The 18,339-nt window shown below is 66.8% G+C and carries 14 protein-coding genes; 11 read left to right on the top strand and 3 right to left on the bottom strand.

Features of this window, described 5'->3' with window-relative positions; genetic code table 11:
• Positions 1–134 precede the first annotated feature (134 nt).
• From J7U46_RS05085 to J7U46_RS05045, 9 genes are all read left to right on the top strand, one after another.
• Positions 135–2,729, top strand: a complete 2,595-nt coding sequence (locus J7U46_RS05085; protein WP_282823735.1) for a TonB-dependent receptor — start codon at positions 135–137, stop codon at positions 2,727–2,729.
• 52 nt (positions 2,730–2,781) lie between these two features.
• On the top strand, positions 2,782–4,065 hold the full coding sequence (locus J7U46_RS05080; protein ID WP_282823734.1) for a serine hydrolase domain-containing protein: 1,284 nt from the start codon (positions 2,782–2,784) through the stop codon (positions 4,063–4,065).
• Positions 4,062–5,375, top strand: coding sequence for a DUF5009 domain-containing protein (locus J7U46_RS05075; RefSeq protein ID WP_282823733.1), 1,314 nt, complete (start codon positions 4,062–4,064; stop codon positions 5,373–5,375). The genes J7U46_RS05080 and J7U46_RS05075 overlap by 4 nt, the downstream gene beginning before the upstream one ends.
• Positions 5,363–6,655 carry a hypothetical protein gene (locus J7U46_RS05070; RefSeq protein ID WP_282823732.1) on the top strand — a complete coding sequence of 431 codons (1,293 nt, stop codon included), beginning with the start codon at positions 5,363–5,365 and terminating at the stop codon, positions 6,653–6,655. Before J7U46_RS05075 ends, J7U46_RS05070 begins: the two co-directional genes overlap by 13 nt.
• A complete protein-coding gene (locus J7U46_RS05065) occupies positions 6,652–7,725 on the top strand; it encodes an SGNH/GDSL hydrolase family protein (protein WP_282823731.1) in 1,074 nt (357 codons plus the stop codon). Before J7U46_RS05070 ends, J7U46_RS05065 begins: the two co-directional genes overlap by 4 nt.
• A 2-nt stretch (positions 7,726–7,727) precedes the next feature.
• Positions 7,728–8,945 (top strand): AGE family epimerase/isomerase, encoded by a 1,218-nt coding sequence (locus J7U46_RS05060; RefSeq protein WP_282823730.1) that lies wholly within the window; start codon positions 7,728–7,730, stop codon positions 8,943–8,945.
• Complete coding sequence (locus J7U46_RS05055) at positions 8,942–9,853, top strand: carbohydrate kinase (RefSeq protein WP_282823729.1); 912 nt, start codon at positions 8,942–8,944, stop codon at positions 9,851–9,853. Before J7U46_RS05060 ends, J7U46_RS05055 begins: the two co-directional genes overlap by 4 nt.
• Positions 9,854–9,980: 127 nt before the next feature.
• Positions 9,981–10,604, top strand: coding sequence for a molybdenum cofactor guanylyltransferase MobA (gene mobA, locus J7U46_RS05050; protein WP_282823728.1), 624 nt, complete (start codon positions 9,981–9,983; stop codon positions 10,602–10,604).
• 58 nt (positions 10,605–10,662) lie between these two features.
• Positions 10,663–11,475, top strand: a complete 813-nt coding sequence (locus J7U46_RS05045) for a hypothetical protein (protein WP_282823727.1) — start codon at positions 10,663–10,665, stop codon at positions 11,473–11,475.
• Between the two features lie 19 nt (positions 11,476–11,494).
• Here J7U46_RS05045 and J7U46_RS05040 read toward each other — a convergent pair whose 3' ends face one another.
• Positions 11,495–12,322, bottom strand: coding sequence for a J domain-containing protein (locus J7U46_RS05040; RefSeq protein ID WP_282823726.1), 828 nt, complete (start codon positions 12,320–12,322; stop codon positions 11,495–11,497).
• A 111-nt stretch (positions 12,323–12,433) separates the two neighbouring features.
• Positions 12,434–14,614, bottom strand: a complete 2,181-nt coding sequence (locus J7U46_RS05035; RefSeq protein WP_282823725.1) for a sodium-translocating pyrophosphatase — start codon at positions 14,612–14,614, stop codon at positions 12,434–12,436.
• A gap of 230 nt (positions 14,615–14,844) precedes the next feature.
• On the opposite strand from J7U46_RS05035, the gene ppa reads away from it, so the two are divergent.
• A complete protein-coding gene (ppa, locus tag J7U46_RS05030) occupies positions 14,845–15,384 on the top strand; it encodes an inorganic diphosphatase (protein WP_282823724.1) in 540 nt (179 codons plus the stop codon).
• 45 nt (positions 15,385–15,429) lie between these two features.
• On the opposite strand, the gene J7U46_RS05025 is transcribed toward ppa, so the two are convergent.
• On the bottom strand, positions 15,430–16,617 hold the full coding sequence (locus tag J7U46_RS05025) for a GNAT family N-acetyltransferase (protein ID WP_282823723.1): 1,188 nt from the start codon (positions 16,615–16,617) through the stop codon (positions 15,430–15,432).
• Positions 16,618–16,628: 11 nt separating this feature from the next.
• On the opposite strand from J7U46_RS05025, the gene J7U46_RS05020 reads away from it, so the two are divergent.
• Positions 16,629–18,311 (top strand): NAD+ synthase, encoded by a 1,683-nt coding sequence (locus J7U46_RS05020; RefSeq protein ID WP_282823722.1) that lies wholly within the window; start codon positions 16,629–16,631, stop codon positions 18,309–18,311.
• The last annotated feature ends 28 nt before the right edge of the window (positions 18,312–18,339 follow it).

Raw genomic sequence — 18,339 nt, 5'->3', positions numbered from 1 at the left:
AGGCAGCGTGCCGTGTGCCGGCGCGCTGCCTCGCCGCGCCCATGCAGGTGCGGCGTTGTTCGTCAGCGCCGGTGTGCCGCTGCTCCAACGAGTGCGGCCCGGTAGGTTGCATCCAGACCCGAGAGATTCGCATCATGAGCCTTGCTAAGAAGATGACACCCGTTGCTGCTGCGGCAGCCCTGTTCGCCTTGAGCGTCAACGCTGCTGCGCAGACTGCGCCAGCGCCCACCCCGGTGCCCCAGGTCAAGCCCGAAAAGTCGGAAGACCAGAAGGCTGAAGAGGCCAACAAGACCCAGCGCAAGCCGACCGAGAAGCTGGAGACGGTCACTGTCACCTCGGGCAAGCGCGCCGAGGCAGCCCACCGCATTCCGTACAACGTCTCGGCCCTGACCGAAGACCAGCTGCGCGAAGAGAACATCACCGACTTGAAGAAGCTAATCAGCCAGAGCGAGGCGATCAGTGCACCGGGCAACAGCGCCCGCTTTGCCGACTCGGTGACCGTGCGGGGCCTCAACGTTTCGGCCGTCAATGCCAACAACCTCGAGCAGTTCGTGCGCTCCACGCTGTCGTACTACATGGACGACACGATGCTGCCCAACATCGGCTACCGCATCAAGGACATCGCCCGCGTCGAGACTCTGCTCGGCCCGCAGGGCACGCTGTATGGCGCCGGCAGCCTCGGCGGCACGGTCCGTTACGTGACCAACAAGCCCAAGCTCGGCAAGGCCGAGTCGCGCCTGTCGACCTCGATCTACCAGACGCAGTACGGCGGACTGTCGAACGACACCGACGCCATGTTCAACCTGCCGCTCGGCGAGGACCTGGCCCTGCGCGGCTCCTTCGCGCGGCTGAACGAGAAGGGCTACACCGACCGCGTGTCCAACCCGCCGTGGCGCACGGGCACCTGGGCCTGGACGAGCCAGCCGGATCCCCAGACCAATGTCTACAAGGACGATGACTGGCAGCGCGCCAACAGCGGCCGCATCGCGCTGCTGTGGCGTTTGAAGCCTGGCCTGGAACTGACGCTGTCGCATGCAGAACAGAGCCAGCTTGCGCACGGCACCAGCGGCGCCAGCCTCTATCCGGTGCGCATCGCCAACGCGAAGACGCCGGCGGAGATCGATGCCGCCTGGCGCCTGAACCTCTCGCCTTGTTCGGGCACGGCCTGCATCTACACCGACCGCGCGAAGACGCCGTTCGTGGTGGACGACCACACCATCCTGTCGCGCTATCCCGAATGGGCCGACCGCGACTTCAAGCTCGACAGCCTCGACCTCGACTGGGACCTGGGCTGGGCGAAGCTGCATGTCAACAGCTCGCGCTTTGCTGATGCGCGCACCGGGCAGGCCGACTATGCGAGCCAGGGTAATGCCTTCTACAACTGGTTCACCGCCGGCAATGTGCGCAAGTCCAACAACTCGCTGTACATGACCTATGACAACAGCTACAGCGGCACATCCAGCGAACTGCGCCTGACCTCCAAGGGCGAGGGGCCGCTGAACTGGATCGTCGGCGCCTTCAGCACGACGCAGAACCGCAACTGGCGATTCGACGAAATCTTCCCCGGCATCGACAAGCTGCCGGCGCAGGGCGATTTCTACGGCATCAACAGGCCGGCTGTCGGCGGCAAGACCGACTCCGGCTATGCCGAAGACCTGGGCAGCCGCTACAAGGAGACTGCCGTCTACGGCGAGCTGAATTACGCGCTGACCGACAAATGGCGCGTCATGGCTGGCGGCCGCATGTTCAGCTACAGCGACCAGGGCAATGCGCTGATCCGTGACTACGCCGGCGAGCTGGCTGACACAAAGACGAACAGCAAGTCCGAGGGCAGCAACAAGAGCTACTTCAAGCTCAACAGCAGCTACCAGTTCACCGAGGACTTGCTGGGCTATGCCACCTACTCGCAGGGCTTCCGGCGCGGTGGCAACAACAGCTTCCGCGACTTCCCCAAGCAAAATCGCCTGGTCGCCGCCGACACCCAGTCCTACCAGCCCGACACCACGGACAACTACGAGCTGGGCCTGAAGGGCTTCCTGTTCAACCGCCAGCTCTACCTGCAAGCCAGCGTCTACCGGATCGACTGGAAGAACGTACAGACCTATTACTCGCAGGGCTTGCCTGATCCCTTCGGCCTGGGCATCGACTTCCCGCTCAACGGCACGGTCAATGGCCCCAACGCTCGCTCGGAAGGCCTGGAGTTCAGCGCGCGCTATCGCGTGAACGAGAACTGGCAGCTGAACTACAGCTCGGCCACCACGCGCGCCAAGTGGGTGACGACCAAGCAGAAGTGCACCTACGCGGCGAACAACCGTCCGGGCAGCGCTGGTGATCCGGACGGACCGGACTGCCGCGTCTGGGAGGCTGGTGGTCAGCTCAACGGCGCGCCGAAGTGGAAGCACAACTTCGGCGTCCGATACAACACCACGGTGTTCGGCGATTACGACCTGTCGGCCGGCCTCTCGGCCCGCTACGTGGCCAAGATCGGCAATGACCGCACCGACTCGGTCTCTGAGACGCCGCCGCTGTTCTACCCGGCCTACACGCTCTACAACGCCAATGTGGGCGTCTACATGGGCGACTGGTCGGCCACGCTGTGGGTGCAGAACATTGCCAACACGCGTGCGCAGGTCTCGGTGCAAAGCCTGGGTGACACCATCATGGGCACGCGGATGATCTACAGCACGCCTCGCACCGTGGGTCTGAACCTCTCCTACAACTTCCGTTGATGAGGCACCGGGGCCGGGTCGCAAGGCCTGGCCCCGACGCCAGGAGAAGCTCATGCTCTCGCGAAGAACCATTCCTTACCGGCCCGACCTGGACAGGCGGCGATTGCTCGCCTTGCCGCTGCTGGGCGCTGTGCCTGCATTCGCGCAGGCAGACGAACTGCAGGCCATCCTCGACGACAAGACCTACCCGCTGGCCAGCCTCTCGGTGCTGGTGCAGCGGCAGGGCACGACAGTGTTCGAGGGCCATGTGGGACGCCGCCATATCGCGCCGACCGGCAAGGGGCGAGACCTGCCGGCGAGCTCGGACACCTTGTTCCGCATGGCCTCGGTGTCCAAGCTGGTCGTGGCGCTGGCGGCCATGCGCCTGGTCGAGGGCGGACGGCTCGCACTGGATGCAGACATCGGCGAACTGCTCGGCTATTCACTGCGTCATCCGCAGCATCCGAAGTGCGCCCTGACCGTGCGCCTGCTGCTGAGCCACCGCAGCAGCCTGCTCGACGACGGTGACAGCTACGCCGATTCCAGCCTGACGCTACAAGAGCAGGTGTCGCGCGGCCTGCGCTGGTCCGGGCCCGCGCCGGGTCTGCACTTCGAATACTGCAACTTCAATTACGTGGTACTGGCCTGCGTCATGGAGCGGGCCAGCGGCATGCGCTTTGATCGCCTGATGCAAGAGGAGGTGCTGGCACCGCTGGGCATGCAAGGCAGCTTCGATGCCAGCCAGTTGCCCCCTTTCCAACTGGCCAATCTTGCGACGCTGTATCGACAGGACGAGCGTGGACACTGGGTGCCACAGGCGGACGACTTCCAAACGGTCGCTCCCAAGCCTGCGCCGGTCCCGGCTCACTACCCGCTCGGCAGCCGAGGTGCGCTGTTTGGTCCACAAGGTGGGTTGCGCACGCGCGTCCGCGACCTCGCCACGGTGATGGCCATGCTGAATGCGGGCGGGCTGCATCGCGGCCACCGGTATCTGCGCCGGTCCAGCGTGGATGCCTTGCTCAGCGAGCAATGGCGTCACGATGAAAGCATGGGCAATGGCAACAACCTCGACGGCCTGTTCCAGGCGTGGGGGCTGGGGCTGCAGCATTTCATCGACCGCAGCAGGGCGTCCTGGGGCGACCGCCTCGTGCCTGGCGGCGGCCTGCAGGCCTGGGGCCATCTCGGTGAGGCCTATGGCCTGCTGTCCGGCATGATCTTCGAGCCGCGCCGGCAGATCGGCGTGATCTATGCGATGGGCGGCACGAGTGGCGATGGCAATGCGCTGCACGGTCGCTATTCCAGCTTCTCTCCCTGGGAAGAAAAGCTGCTGGCGCTGCTCTGGAGGCAGGTGCTGTGACGGCGCCCCGCGATGCATTGCTCGATGCCTTGCGCGGCGTGGCCGTGCTGGGCATGGTGCTGTCCGGCAGCATTGCCTTCGGCGATGCGCTGCCGGGCTGGATGTTCCATGCCCAGGTGCCGCCGCCATTGCACAAGTTCGTGCCGACGCAGCCCGGCATCACCTGGGTGGACCTCGTCTTTCCCTTCTTCCTGTTCGCGATGGGCGCCGCATTGCCGCTGGCGCTTGCCTCGCTCAAGAGCGATCTTGTGGCGCTGACGCTCATCGTCAGGCGCTTTGCACTGCTGCTGTTCTTTGCCCTGTTCACACAGCACATGAAGGCGGAGCAGCTGTCGGCGCTGCCGGGCTGGATGGCGCAGTCGCTGGCGCTGTCGGCCTTCGTTCTGCTGGGTCTGCTGCTGGCGCCTGCCGCGCGCTGGTTGAAGGGGGCTGCCTGGGCTTTGAGCCTTGGCTTGCTCGCCACGCTGCCCTTCCATGGCGGGGCCGGCTTCCAGTGGGGCAAGAGCGACATCATCCTGCTGGTGCTGGCCGACATGGCCTTGTTTGGCGGGCTGCTGTGGTGGTTCACACGGCGGCGGCCGGTGCTGCGCCTGGCGCTCTTGCCGCTGCTGGCGGCGTTGCTGCTCGGTCGGGCTCTCAGCGGCAGTTGGAACGCGGCAGTGGCCACCTTCACACCGGCCCCCTGGGCCTACCAGTTCTACTACCTGAAGTACCTGTTCATCCTGGTGCCCGGAATGTTTGCCGGTGAATGGCTGAAGCAGGGGCAGGGCGCCGCCGCGCCACGCTGGTGGGGGGCTGTGGCCCTGCTGCTGATCGTGGCCAACGTCAGCCTGCTCTATGCGCGGGAACCACTGGCGAATTTGCTGCTCAGCGCCGGCCTGCTGGCGCTGATGGCGTGGCGCCTGCCGTGTGACGCGATCTTCAATCGGCGCTGCCTGCTGGCGGGTGGGTATCTGTTGATGCTGGGCCTGGCGCTGGAGGCGCTGGAGGGGGGCATCCGCAAGGACAGCTCCACCTTCAGCTACTACGCCGTGGGCAGCGGCCTGGCCTTCTTCGCCCTGCTGGCACTGCGCAGCGCGCCGGCGCGGCTCTCAAACGGGCTGGCCGTGCAGGGCCGCAATCCCTTGCTGGCCTATGTGGCGGGGAGCCTGGTCATCCTGCCGCTGTTGCACCTGACGGGCCTTCACGCAGCCTGGAGCAGCCTGAACGCCAACTGGTGGCAGGGCCTCGCCAAGGGTGTCCTGTTCACCGGCGCGGTGGCCGCGTTGACCTGGGTTTGCACACGCAAGGCTTGGATATGGAAAAGCTGATCTCGACCCTTGGCTTGCTGCTGTTGGTGGCCGGCTGCGCGGCGCCGGAGAAGCGTCACAGCCCCGCGGAGCTGCAGGCCTATCGCACGCAGGACTTCCGCTGGCCCGCTGCCGCGCATGCGGCGGAGAGCATCATGCTGGCGCAGGAGCGCGCTCGTCTGCCCGCGCGCCTGGCCGATCCCGCGCAGCTGCCGACGGCGATGAGTGCCATCATGCTTTTCAACATCGAGGCGGAGGCGGGCAGGGCGCCCTTGCTGGCCGCCTTGCCTGAGCTGGCTGCGCAGCCGCCGGAACACCAACGCGCGCTGCTGACGGCGGCGCACACGCTGTATGCCAAGGAGGCCGCGCCGCTGCTGTGGCCGCTGCTGCCGCAGCTCGCCGAGCCGCGCGAATTCGCCATCGCTGCCTACACGATCCTGAAGGCCGATGCGGCCGCGGTGCCGCTGTTGCGAGAAGCGCTGCGCGAGCGCCAGGATTGTTGCGAGGACCCGCGCCTGCAGGCCTTGCAAGGCGCACTGTCGCCGATTCCCGTCAACGCGAAACCAGAGCTTGCCGAGCTGCTCGCGGCGCCGCTGAAGCGCGGCCTGCCGGTGGTCTTCAGCCTGCAGCGGCCCGGCCGCGAGCGCATGGGCCTGGCCCTGGTGCGCGGCGCCGACGGGCGCTTTCAGCGCGGCACGGACGGCCAGGTCCTGCAGATCGCGCAGCTGGCGCTCGCGCGCAGCGCCCTGCCCGGCACCATCACCTTCGGCAATACGCCAAGCGGGCTCTATACGGTGCGCGGCGCGGGCACGGCCAGCAACCCCTGGATAGGGCCGACGCCCTACCTGCAGTCCATGCTGCCGATGGAGGCCAGCGTGGCCGAATTCCTGCATGAGCCCGAGCGCGGCCGGGCCTGGAGCGAGGCCGTCTACAACGCGCTCATTCCGCTCGCCTGGCGACCGGCGCTGCGCGAAGCCTGGCTCGCCGGCCAGGCCGGGCGGAGCGAGATCCTGATGCATGGCTCGACGATCAACCCGGCCTATTACGCTGGCGAACCCTACTTCCCTGGCACGCCGTCTGCGGGGTGCCTGGTGACGGCCGAGCGCTGGAGCGACATCGACGGTCGCTTGCTTGCCAGCGACCAGTTGCGCCTGGCGCAGGCCTTCAGCGCCGGGGGCTCGGACCAGGGCTATCTGGTCGTCGTGGAGCTGGCGGGCGACGGAGCCGTGCAGCTGGACGACTCACTCAAGGCGGCGATCTCTGCTGCGGAACGAATTCAGCATTCATTGAGGACACAGTGACCCCAAAGATCCGACTCCTGTGCTGGGCAGCGGTGCTCGCACTGCCTGTTTCGGCGGCGCTGGCCGAGCCCGTGCCGAAGGCGCTGGTGCAGACCAGCGGTCGCATGGTCGAGCAGGCCGACGGCGGCTGGCTGTCGACCTGGCCCGGCGTGAACTGGCGGCTGCGCTTCCGTGGCGATGCAGTGGGCGTGCGGCTGGACGACGCGGGCAATCACTGGGTGCTGGAGATCGACGGACAGCCGCGCCTGCAGATCGCGCCGGCCAGCGGGCCGCGCACTGTCTGGCTGCGCGATCTTCCGCCGGGCGAGCACCAGGCCCTCTTGGTGAAGCGGACCGAGTCGCCGCGCGATGTGGCGCGGGTGCTGGGTTTCGAGCTGGCAGCGGAGGCCGAGGCTCTGCCGCCGCTGCCGAAGCCGGCCGAGCGCATCGAGTTCATCGGCGACTCCTACACCGCGGCCATGGGCAATGTCTCGCCCGGCCGGGCCTGCACCGGGCCGGAGATCGGCGCCCGGACCGACATCACCCAGGGCTTTGCAGTGCTCGCCGCACGCAGCCTGGGCGCCGAGTGGCAGATCCATGCCAAGTCCGGCATGGGCCTGGTGCGCAACTGGGCCGGCGGCGTGCCGAACGAAACGCATGGCACGCATTACGCCAGGGCCTTGCAGACCGACCCGGCCAGTCAGCCCGCCCCGGATTGGCTGCCGCAGACCGTGGTGATCGGTCTCGGCACCAATGACTTCTCCACGCCGGTCAAGGACGGCGAGCCGCGTGACGCCGCGACGCTGGAGCGTGAGTTCCTGCAGGCCTATCGCAGCTTGCTGGCATCGGTGCGGGCCCGCTATGGCGACCCGCGCATCCTGATGCTGAGCCTGCCCTTGCCCGGCAATGGCGACAAGCTGCGGCCCCTGGTCCAGCGCCTGCTCGATGAACAACTGGCCGCTGGCCATGTGCGTGTCGGGCTGCTGGACTGGGGCAAGCTCAATGGAGGCGGTTGCGGTTCGCATCCCGACGCCGGCGACCACCAGCACATGGCCGAGCTGCTGCTGAACCGATTGCAAACGCTGAAGTGACGATGAACTACCCTGACTTCCGTGATCCCGGCACGCTGGATGCCCACATCCGCCACACGATGGACTTCTACCGTCCGCGCAGCGTAGATGCCAGCGGCGGCTTCTTCCATTTCTACATGAACGACGGCACGGTCTACGACGCCACGACCCGCCACCTCGTCAGCAGCACACGCTTCGTCTTCAACTGCGCGATGGCCGTGCGCCGCTTCTGCCGTGCCGATGACCGTGCGGCCCTGATGCATGGCCTCACCTTTCTGCGCGAGGCGCATCGCAGCCCGGCCACCGGTGGCTACTGCTGGCAGCTGCGCTGGGAAGGCGGTCGTGCCGAGGTGCTGGACGGCACCAACCACGCCTATGGCCTCGCCTTCGTGATGCTGGCCTATGCCCATGCACTGATGGCGGGCGTAGCTGGAGCAAAGGCTTGGATGGACGAGACCTGGGAGCTGATGGAGACGCGCTTCTGGGAGCCTTCGGCCGGTCTGTATGCCGACGAGGCCAGCGCCGATTGGCAGACCCTCTTTGCCTACCGCGGGCAGAACGCCAACATGCATGCCTGTGAGGCGATGCTGGCGGCCTTCGAGGCCACGGGCGAGCAGCGCTACCTGCATCGCGCAGAGACGCTGGCTCGCCACATCACGTTGCGCCAGGCAGCGCTGGCCGGTGGCTTGATCTGGGAGCACTACCGCGCCGACTGGTCGGTGGACTGGGACTACAACCGCGACGACAAGAGCAACATCTTCCGTCCCTGGGGCTATCAGCCCGGCCACCTGACCGAATGGGCCAAGCTGCTGCTGATCCTGGAGCGCCACGGCGCGCAACTGCAGCAGGGCAGTGACTGGCTGTTGCCGCGTGCCCGCGAGCTGTTTGACACGGCGATGCAGGCGGCCTGGGACGGCGCGCACGGCGGGCTGTTCTACGGCTTCGGCCCCGAGCATGAGATTTGCGATGCCGACAAGTACTTCTGGGTCCAGGCCGAGAGCCTGGCTACCGCCGGACTGCTGGCAGCGCGGACCGGCGATTCCAGGTACTGGGCTGATTACGAGCGCCTGTGGCGCTACAGCTGGCTGCACTTCGTGGACCATGAACACGGCGCCTGGTATCGCATCCTCAAGCCCGACAACAGCGCCTATAGCGACGAGAAGAGTCCCGCCGGCAAGACCGACTACCACACCATGGGCGCCTGCTACGAGCTGCTGAACGTGCTGGAGGCGCGGCGATGAGCGTGGGTCCGCTGCCCGGCTTCGTTGCCTTCGGCGAGGCGCTGACCGATCTGATCCGCGTGGACGCCAGCCACTGGCGGAGCTGCGACGGCGGCGCGCCATGGAATCTGGCGCGCGCCATGCAAGGCCTGGGCGTCGCGAGCGCCTTTGCCGGCGCCGTCAGCCGCGATGTGTTCGGTCAGTCCCTCGTGAACGCGAGTGTCGAGGCGGGATTGGATCGGCGCTACGTTCAGCAGCTCGACAAGGCGCCCTTGCTGGCCATCGTGCACGAGACCCGTCCGCCCCAGTACTTCTTCGTGGGTGACGACAGCGCGGACCTGCACTTCGACCCGGCCCGCTTGCCAAAGGGCTGGCGAGAGGCGCTGCGCTGGGCCCATTTCGGCGGCATCAGCCTGGCGCGTGAGCCGTTGGCGGGGCGATTGCTCGAGCTCGCGGAGGCGCTCAAGCGGGATGGCAAGCGGGTCAGCTACGACCCCAATTTCCGCGCGGCCCTGGCGGCCGGCTATGCCGGCGCGGCGGAACGGCTGTGCCGAATTGCCGACGTGATCAAGGTGTCCGACGAAGACCTGCTGGGCCTCTTCCCCGGCCGCTCCGTGGACGAGGGTGTCGCGCAACTGCGCGCCTGGAATCCCCAGGCCTGGCTGATGGTGACGCGCGGAGCCCAGGGCGGCGAACTGCTCAAGGACGACGCGCGATGTGAGGCCAGGCCGCCGGCGATCAAGGTGGTGGACACGGTCGGTGCCGGCGATGCTTCGATGGCCGGCCTGCTGTTCAGCCTGCTGACGCGGCCGGTCGGGCCCGTTCAGTCACATCTCCAATTCGCAATGGCGGCGGGCGCTGCTGCTTGCACCCGCGCGGGGCCGGTGAGCTTGTCGGTGGAGATCGTGGAGGCGCTTCTGCTGCGGTGAGCTCACGCCTTGCCGGTCGGCGCGTCCATTTTGGGGCCCGTCAGCTTAGGGGAGGGTGTCCTGCAAGTCGCGGCACGGCCACCTTGATCGGCCACAATCGGCAGCGTGTCAAGCGACCAGCCTCACCATGCCCGCCAGCATTGATCCACGCTCGATCACCGGATTGCTGCTCGCCGGCGGGCGGGGCAGCCGCATGGGCGGCCGGGACAAGGGTTTGCAGCCCTACCGAGGCCGGACGCTGGCCCAGCATGCGCTGCAGCGGCTGGCCCCGCAGGTCGGCGCCTTGCTGATCAGCGCGAACCGCAATCTGAGTAGCTACGCGGCCCTGGGCGCGCCGATCTGCAGCGATGCGGAACCCGACTATCCCGGACCGCTTGCGGGCTTTCTGAGCGGCCTGGACCTGTGCCGCACGCCCTATCTCGTGACCGTGCCCTGTGACTCGCCGCTGTTCCCGCTCGACCTGGTGGCGCGCCTGTCTGCGGCGCTGCAGGCGAGTGGCGCCGAACTCGCCATCCCCATCACGCGCGAGGCGGACGGCACGCTGCGGCGGCACCCCGTGTTCTGCCTGATGAAGGGCAGCGTGCGCCCCGGTCTCGAAGACTATGTGGTCAGCGGTCGCCGCAAGCTTGAACTCTGGGCGCGCTCGCAGCGCTGCGTCGAAGTGCCTTTCGAGGACGCCCAGGCCTTTGCCAATATCAACACCCTGGACGATCTGCAGGCCTTGAAGGGTGCCGAGCCACCCCTGAGTTAGGGATGCGCTCCGGGCGGGCGCTGCACCATGCTTGCCGGGCCTTCCTACGGAGCTCTGCATGCCTGGCTTGACCACCGCCCTGCGCAACGAGTACCAGCAGCTGTTCGACAGCTGCCAGATCCAACCCGAGCGCCAGACGCTCTTGAACCAGATGGCGCAGCAGATGCGCAATGGCGAGGCGCGCTATCGCGGCGTGGCCGATCCGCTCAGCATCCCCTGGTATGTGGTGGCCGTGTTGCACGCGATGGAGGGCGGCCTCGACTTCAAGCGCCACCTGCACAACGGCGACCCGCTGACCGCGCGCACCGTGCAGGTGCCGGCGGGCCGGCCCAAGCAGGGCACGCCGCCCTTCAGCTGGGAAGACAGCGCGAACGATGCGCTGCGCCTCGAGAAGTACGACAGCTGGAGCGACTGGAGCGTGCCGGGCATTCTCTACAAATGGGAGGGCTACAACGGCTGGGGCTATCGCAGCTACCACCCGGAGTGCAAGACACCCTACCTGTGGAGCATGACCAGCCACTACAGCCGGGGCAAGTACGTGCAGGATGGCACCTGGTCGCCCACGGCGGTCAGCAAGCAGGTAGGGGCGGCCGCCTTGCTGCGCCGGCTGGCCGAGCTCGGCGTGGTCGATGCCGCTTCGCATGCGGCGACCGACAAGGACGCCAAGCTGGCCGAGGCCCTGGCCAAGAGCGGCGGGGCGCTGCGCTACTCACCGTCCAAGATGTTGCCGGGCGCGCTGGAACTGCAGCAGTTCCTGAACCGCTTTCCGGGCATCTTCCTGCGCGAGGACGGCAAGCTCGGGGACCGCAGCTCGGAGGCCTATCTGCAGGTCTTCGGACACTACCTGCAGGGCGATCCGCGCGGCGCCTGAACGCTGGGGACGGGCCGGCTCAGGCTTCCAGCCGGATGCGGCGCTCGCTCAGGAAGTTCTGCGCGAGCGTTGAGCCCGGTTGCAGGCGCTGCCCGATGTAGAGCTCGCGGCGGCGCTCGGAGATCTGGCTGCGCAGGCGGCTGGCCATCACGGCGAGTGGGCGCAAGCCCTTGGTCTCGGCCTTGCTGACGGCCTGCCAGAGGCGGTTCAAGGGATGCTCCTGCAATTGGCGCTGGCGCAGTTGCACGACGCTCAGGCGCTCCTGCACGATGTGCTCGGCGCGGCGCAGCCAATCCAGCCGGGGCTGCATGTTCTCGCCACTCACACGCACGGCGTCTTCGCCAGCGGCAATCAAGAGGTTCTCTAACGCCTGGCGGTCTTCACGCGCATAGGCGTCGTTCACGGCCATCATGCTCACGAGGGTGCGCTGGCGCTCGGACTCGCCGAGCACGCGGTCGGGATGCAGGCGCATGGCGGCGCGGCGGTACAGCTGCTTGAGGCTGGGCGGCTCGCCGGGTGCGCCAGAGGCGCTGGGCTCGGGCGGCAGGCCCGGGGGCGGCGGCAAGGGCGCAGCCAGGGCCGGCATGGCGGCGTGGGTGATCTTGGGCGGCGGGGCGATGTCACCGCCGCCAAGGCCGAGCACGATGCGCTGCAGCTGGCCTTCCACATGGTCCAGCTCCTGGTACAGCGAGCCCAGCTCGCCCTGGTAGCGCTGCATGAACTGCAGCAGCGTGGCGCGCAGCAACTGGTAGTCCTGCTCCTGGATGGCCAGGTAGCGGCGCAGGTCGGCCAGCGCGTTCTGGCGGCGGGCCAGTGCGTGGCGCGACAGGGCCAGACCTTCATTCATCACGCAGGGCTCTCCAGGACATGGGACGTATTTTCACCCGAGAACAAGGGCCCAGAAATAGATACAGCCCCTAGAAGGGGCTGTTCAGGTCGGGTCAGGCGAAAGCGCGTGTTACTGCGAAGCGCCCGAAGCTGGTGCCGCAGGAGCCATCGGAGCGGAAGCCGCTTCCATGGCCGCCGGGGCGCTGGCCGCGACGGCCATCGGCTCATGCGCTGCCGCCTTGGTGCTGGCCGCCGTCATCGGCAGCAGGGGCACGATCAGGAGGGCCACGATGTTGATGATCTTGATCAAGGGGTTCACTGCCGGGCCGGCGGTGTCCTTGTACGGGTCACCCACGGTGTCGCCGGTCACTGCCGCCTTGTGGGCCTCGCTGCCCTTGCCGCCGTGGTGGCCGTCTTCGATGTACTTCTTGGCGTTATCCCAGGCGCCGCCGCCGGTGCACATCGAGATGGCCACGAAGAGGCCGGTCACAATGGTGCCCATCAAGAGGCCGCCGAGCGCTGCCGGGCCCAGGGCCAGGCCGACGATCACCGGCACGATCACGGGCAGCAGCGAAGGCACGATCATTTCCTTGATCGCGGCCGTGGTCAGCATGTCGACGGCCGTGCCGTACTCGGGCTTGCCCGTGCCGTCCATGATGCCCTTGATGGTGCTGAACTGGCGGCGCACTTCCACCACCACCGAGCCCGCAGCGCGGCCCACGGCCTCCATCGCCATGGCACCGAACAGGTAGGGGATCAGGCCACCGATGAAGAGGCCCACGATCACGTTCGGGTCGCTCAGGTCAAACGCCACCGAGAAGCCGCGGCCTTCCAGCGAGTGCGTGTAGTCGGCGAACAGCACCAGGGCGGCCAGGCCGGCGGAGCCGATGGCATAGCCCTTGGTCACGGCCTTGGTGGTGTTGCCCACGGCGTCCAGCGGGTCGGTCACGGCACGCACGCTGTCTGGCAGCTCTGCCATCTCGGCGATGCCACCGGCGTTGTCGGTGATGGGGCCGTAGGCGTCCAGGGCCACGACGATGCCGGCCATGCTCAGCATCGAGGTGGCGGCCACGGCGATGGCGTACAGGCCGCCAAGCTTGTAGGCCACCAGGATGGCCACGCAGACGAACAGCACCGGCCAGGCGGTGGAACGCATGGAGACGCCCAGGCCGGCGATGATGTTGGTGCCGTGGCCGGTGGTCGAGGCTTCAGCGATGTGCTTGACGGGCTGGTACTGCGTGCCGGTGTAGTACTCGGTGATCCAGACCATGGCGGCCGTCAGCACCAGGCCGACGGCGCAGGCGCCGAACAGCGCGTTGGCCGAAACGACGGTGCCGCTGGTCAGTGTCAGGCCGTCAGGGAACAGGCGCTGGGTGATGAAGTAGAAGGCGATCAGCGACAGGCCGCCGGCCCAGGCGAGGCCGGTGTACAGCGCCGGCATCACATTCTTCATGCCTGGCTTGGCCCGGACCATGCTGCAGCCAATGATGGAGGCGAGGATGGACACGCCACCCAGCACGAGTGGGTAGATCAAGGCATTGATGGCCCCCGCTCCCGCCACCATCAGCGCGCCCAGCGCCATCGTGGCGATCAGGGTCACGGCATAGGTCTCGAACAGGTCGGCCGCCATGCCGGCGCAGTCGCCGACGTTGTCGCCCACGTTGTCGGCGATCACGGCCGGGTTGCGCGGGTCATCCTCGGGGATGCCGGCTTCCACCTTGCCCACCAGGTCGGCGCCGACATCAGCGCCCTTGGTGAAGATGCCGCCACCCAGGCGGGCGAAGATCGAGATCAGGGAGGAGCCGAAGGCAAAGCCCAAGAGCGGCTTCAGCGAGGTCGAGTCGATGTGCTTGCCGCCCTCGCTGATGTGCCAGAAGAACAGGCCGACACCCAAGAGGCCGAGGCCCACGACCAGCATGCCGGTGATGGCGCCGCCCTTGAAGGCGACGCTCAGCGCCGGTGCCATGCCCTTGGTGGCGGCCTGTGCCGTGCGTACATTGGCCTTGACCGACACGTTCATGCCGATGAAGCCGCAGGCGCCCGACAGAACGGCGCCGATGACGAAGCCCACGGCCGTGGTCTTGTCCAGGAAGACGGCGATCAGGATCGCCAGCACCACGCCCACGACGGCAATCGTCTTGTACTGCCGGGCCAGATAGGCCGCAGCACCTTGCTGGATGGCCGCTGCAATCTCCTGCATGCGGGCATTGCCGGCGTCCTGGCTCAGGATCCAACTGCGTTGAACGAATCCATATATGACTGCGGCGACGCCACAGGCCAGCGCGAAATACAGCGCTACATCTGTCGACATGAACAGGTCTCCTCGGTTGTCTCTTCCGTTGGGAACTCACGCCTGCAGTCATTCCGCCCAAGTCGGAGGGCCGCCAGGTCGTCCGGCGCATGCTAAGGAAGCCGCCCCAGGATCGGCCCCGTGTTTACCAGCGAAATGCGGGTAAACGAGATTGGGTTTGCGCCACGTCAGGACAGGGCAAGCGGGCACCGTAGAATTCGGGTTTCCCCTGGCATTACAGAAGAACCGCGATGAGCCTGCACAACGTGACCCCCGGCGCCAAGGCGCCCGAGCAATTCAACGTCGTCATCGAGATCCCGATGAACGCCGACCCGATCAAGTACGAAGTGGACAAGGAGAGCGGTGCGCTCTTCGTCGACCGCTTCATGACCACGGCCATGCACTATCCGTGCAACTACGGCTACATCCCGCGCACGCTGTCGGACGACGGCGATCCGGTCGATGTGCTGGTGATCACGCCCTTCGCCCTGACCCCCGGCGTGGTGGTGACCTGCCGCGCCATCGGCGTGCTGAAGATGGACGACGAAGCCGGCGGCGATGCCAAGCTGCTGGCCGTGCCCACCTCGAAGATCCTGCCGATCTACGACCACTGGCAAAAGCCCGAAGACATCAACCAGATGCGTCTCAAGGCCATCCAGCATTTCTTCGAGCACTACAAGGACCTGGAGCCGGGCAAGTGGGTCAAGGTGCAGGGCTGGGAAGGCCCCGAGTCGGCCAAGGCCGAGATCGTCGCCGGCCTGGAAAACTACGCCAAGGCGCAGCAGAAGTAATCCGCTTTCGCGCTGAAAGCTCAAGCGCCCCTTGAGGGCGCTTTTTCATTGCGTATCCGGGGCGAGGGTCCCTGCCTTGAAGGGCTGGTGCTCTTCCAGTTCGTTCACATAGCCGCGCATAGCTTGACCCTCGCGGGCCAGGAACTCGGCCACCGCATCGCTGAAGTCGGGGTGAGCCAGCCAGTGTGAAGACTGCGTGGACACCGGCAAGAGCCCGCGCGCCATCTTGTGCTCGCCCTGGGCGCCGCCCTCGAAGCGGCGATAGCCGTTCTCGATGCACCAGGCCAGCGGCTGGTAGTAGCAGGCATCGAAATGCAGGCAGGGAATGGGCTCGACGGCGCCCCAGTAGCGGCCGAAGGCGGCGCCACGTCCGGGGTCCAGGGCGAGGAGTGAGGCCGCAACGGGCAAGCCGTCGCGCCTGGCGATGAAGAGCAGCCAGTTCGCGGCCATCGTTTCGCTCATCAGGCGGAAGAAGTCGCGCGTCAGATAGGGCGTGCTGTGGTGCGCTCGGTAGGTGAGCTGGTAGCAGCGGTAGAAGAAGTCCCAATCCCGTTCGGCAATGGCCGCGCCTTCGAGGGCTTCGAAGCTCACGCCAGCCTCGCGCACCCGGCGCTGCTCCTGCTGGATCTTCTTGCGCTTGTCGCGCTGTAGCGCGGCGAGAAAATCCTGGAAGGCGGCGAAGGGCTCGGGCTCGCGCTGCGTCCAGTGGAACTGCACGCCCTCTCGTTGCAGCCAGGCCTGTTCCTCGGCAGCGGCGTGGTCCAGCGGGGTGCCGAACAGCAAATGGACCGAGGACAGGCCTAGCTGCTCGGCCAGCGCTCGCAGGGCGTGGACGAGGAGGGTGCGCGCCTCGTCATTGCGAGCCAGCAGCCGGCTGCCTGGAACGGGCGTGAACGGCACGGCCACCAGCAGCTTGGGGTAGTACTCGAGCCCGTGGCGGCGGTAGGCATCGGCCCAAGCCCAGTCGAACACGTATTCCCCGTAGCTGTGCGACTTCAGCCAAACGGGGCAGGCCGCCAGCAGCTCATCGCCTTCCCAGATACCGATGAACTGCGGCTGCCAGCCGGTGTCCGCCGTGGCGCTGCCGGACTGATGCATCGCCTGCAGGTATTCAAGCCGCATGAACGGCGTGGGCTGCGCCTGGGCTCCGAGCAGGGCGTTCCAGGCGGGCAATGGCAACTCGGCCGGGTCGGCATGAACCCGGATGACATAATTCTCCGAGCTAGTTTTCATGCTCCCAATCCATGTCCCTGAAAGTCGCGCTGGCGCAAATCAATGTCACTGTCGGTGACCTCGCAGGCAATGCCGGCAAGATCGTGGAATGGGGCCGCCGCGCCCACTCGGCCGGCGCGAAACTGCTGCTGACGCCCGAACTGAGCTTGTGCGGCTATCCGCCCGAAGACCTGCTCCTGCGCCCGGCCTTCATCGAGGCCTGCGACGAAGCCTTGAAGGGCATTGCGACGGCCTTGGCCGATTGCGAGGGCTTGCATGTGGTGGTGGGGCATCCTTATCAACGCGAGGGCGATCTTAGGTCGCGCAGCCTGAGCGTGCCGCGTCGCTTCAACGCGGCCTCACTGCTCGCAGGGGGGCAGGTCTTGCGCACCTATTGCAAGCGCGAGTTGCCGAACTACCAGGTCTTCGACGAGCGCCGCTATTTCGTCTCGGGCCGGGATGCGGGCGAGGAGCCACTGGTGTTTGAGGTCGAGGGGCGGCGCTTTGGTGTGCTGATCTGCGAAGACGCCTGGTTCGATGAGCCAGCCCGTGCCGCAAGGGCTGCTGGCGCTGAGGTGCTGTGCGTCTTGAATGCATCACCCTTCCATGTCGGCAAGGTCGAGGAGCGCGAGCAGCGCATGGCCGAGCGCGCGCGCGATGTCGGGCTGCCGCTGCTGTACTCACATCTGGTCGGTGGCCAGGATGAGGTGGTGTTCGACGGCGCCTCGTTCGCCTTGGACCGCGAAGGCCGCGTGGCCAGCCGTGCTGCGATGTTCGAAGAGGCGATGCCGCTGATCGAATTCGATGCGCAGGCGACGCCTTCTGGCGAACTCGTGCCTGTGCCTGAAATGGAAGCGCAGGTCTGGGGCGCGCTGGTGCTGGGCGTGCGCGACTACCTCGGCAAGAACGGTTTCCCGGGCGCCTTGATCGGCCTCTCCGGCGGTATTGACTCGGCCCTGGTGCTGGCCATCGCCGTCGATGCACTGGGCGCAAACAAGGTGCGGACGGTAATGATGCCTTCGCCCTATACCGCCGATATCTCCTGGATCGATGCGCGCGACATGGCCGAGCGCCTGGGCGTTCGCTACGACGAAAAATCCATCGTGCCGATGTTCGAGGCTTTCAACGCGACGCTGGCCGACGAGTTTCAAGGCCTGCCGCTTGATGCCACCGAGGAGAACATCCAGGCGCGCATCCGCGGCACGCTCTTGATGGCCCTGTCGAACAAGTTCGGCTCCATCGTGTTGACCACCGGCAACAAGAGCGAGATGGCGACTGGCTACTGCACGTTGTACGGCGACATGGCCGGGGGCTTTGCCGTGATCAAGGACGTGGCCAAGACGCTGGTGTTCCGCCTCGCCAACTGGAAGAACCAGCAGCCGACGATGCGTGCGGACGGGACCATCGGCCCGGTCATTCCCGAGCGCATCATCACGCGGCCGCCTTCGGCTGAATTGCGTCCGGATCAGAAGGACCAGGACAGCCTGCCGCCCTATGAGGTGCTGGATGCCATCCTCGCGATGTACATGGAAGAAGACCGCTCGATCAGCGATATCGTCGCCGCCGGCTATGCCGTGGCTGATGTCGAGCGGGTGACGCGGTTGATCAAGCTCAACGAGTACAAGCGCCGCCAGGCGCCGGTGGGCATCCGCATCACCCACCGGGCTTTCGGACGCGATTGGCGCTACCCGATCACGTCCAGGTTCCGTGCTTAAATCCAGGCCAACCCCCAGTCACTCGCCG

Origin of the sequence: Pelomonas sp. V22, from assembly GCF_030014915.1 — a bacterium.
In the GTDB taxonomy this organism is placed as follows: domain Bacteria; phylum Pseudomonadota; class Gammaproteobacteria; order Burkholderiales; family Burkholderiaceae_C; genus JAUASW01.
This window is presented reverse-complemented; position numbering and strand designations above follow the sequence as displayed.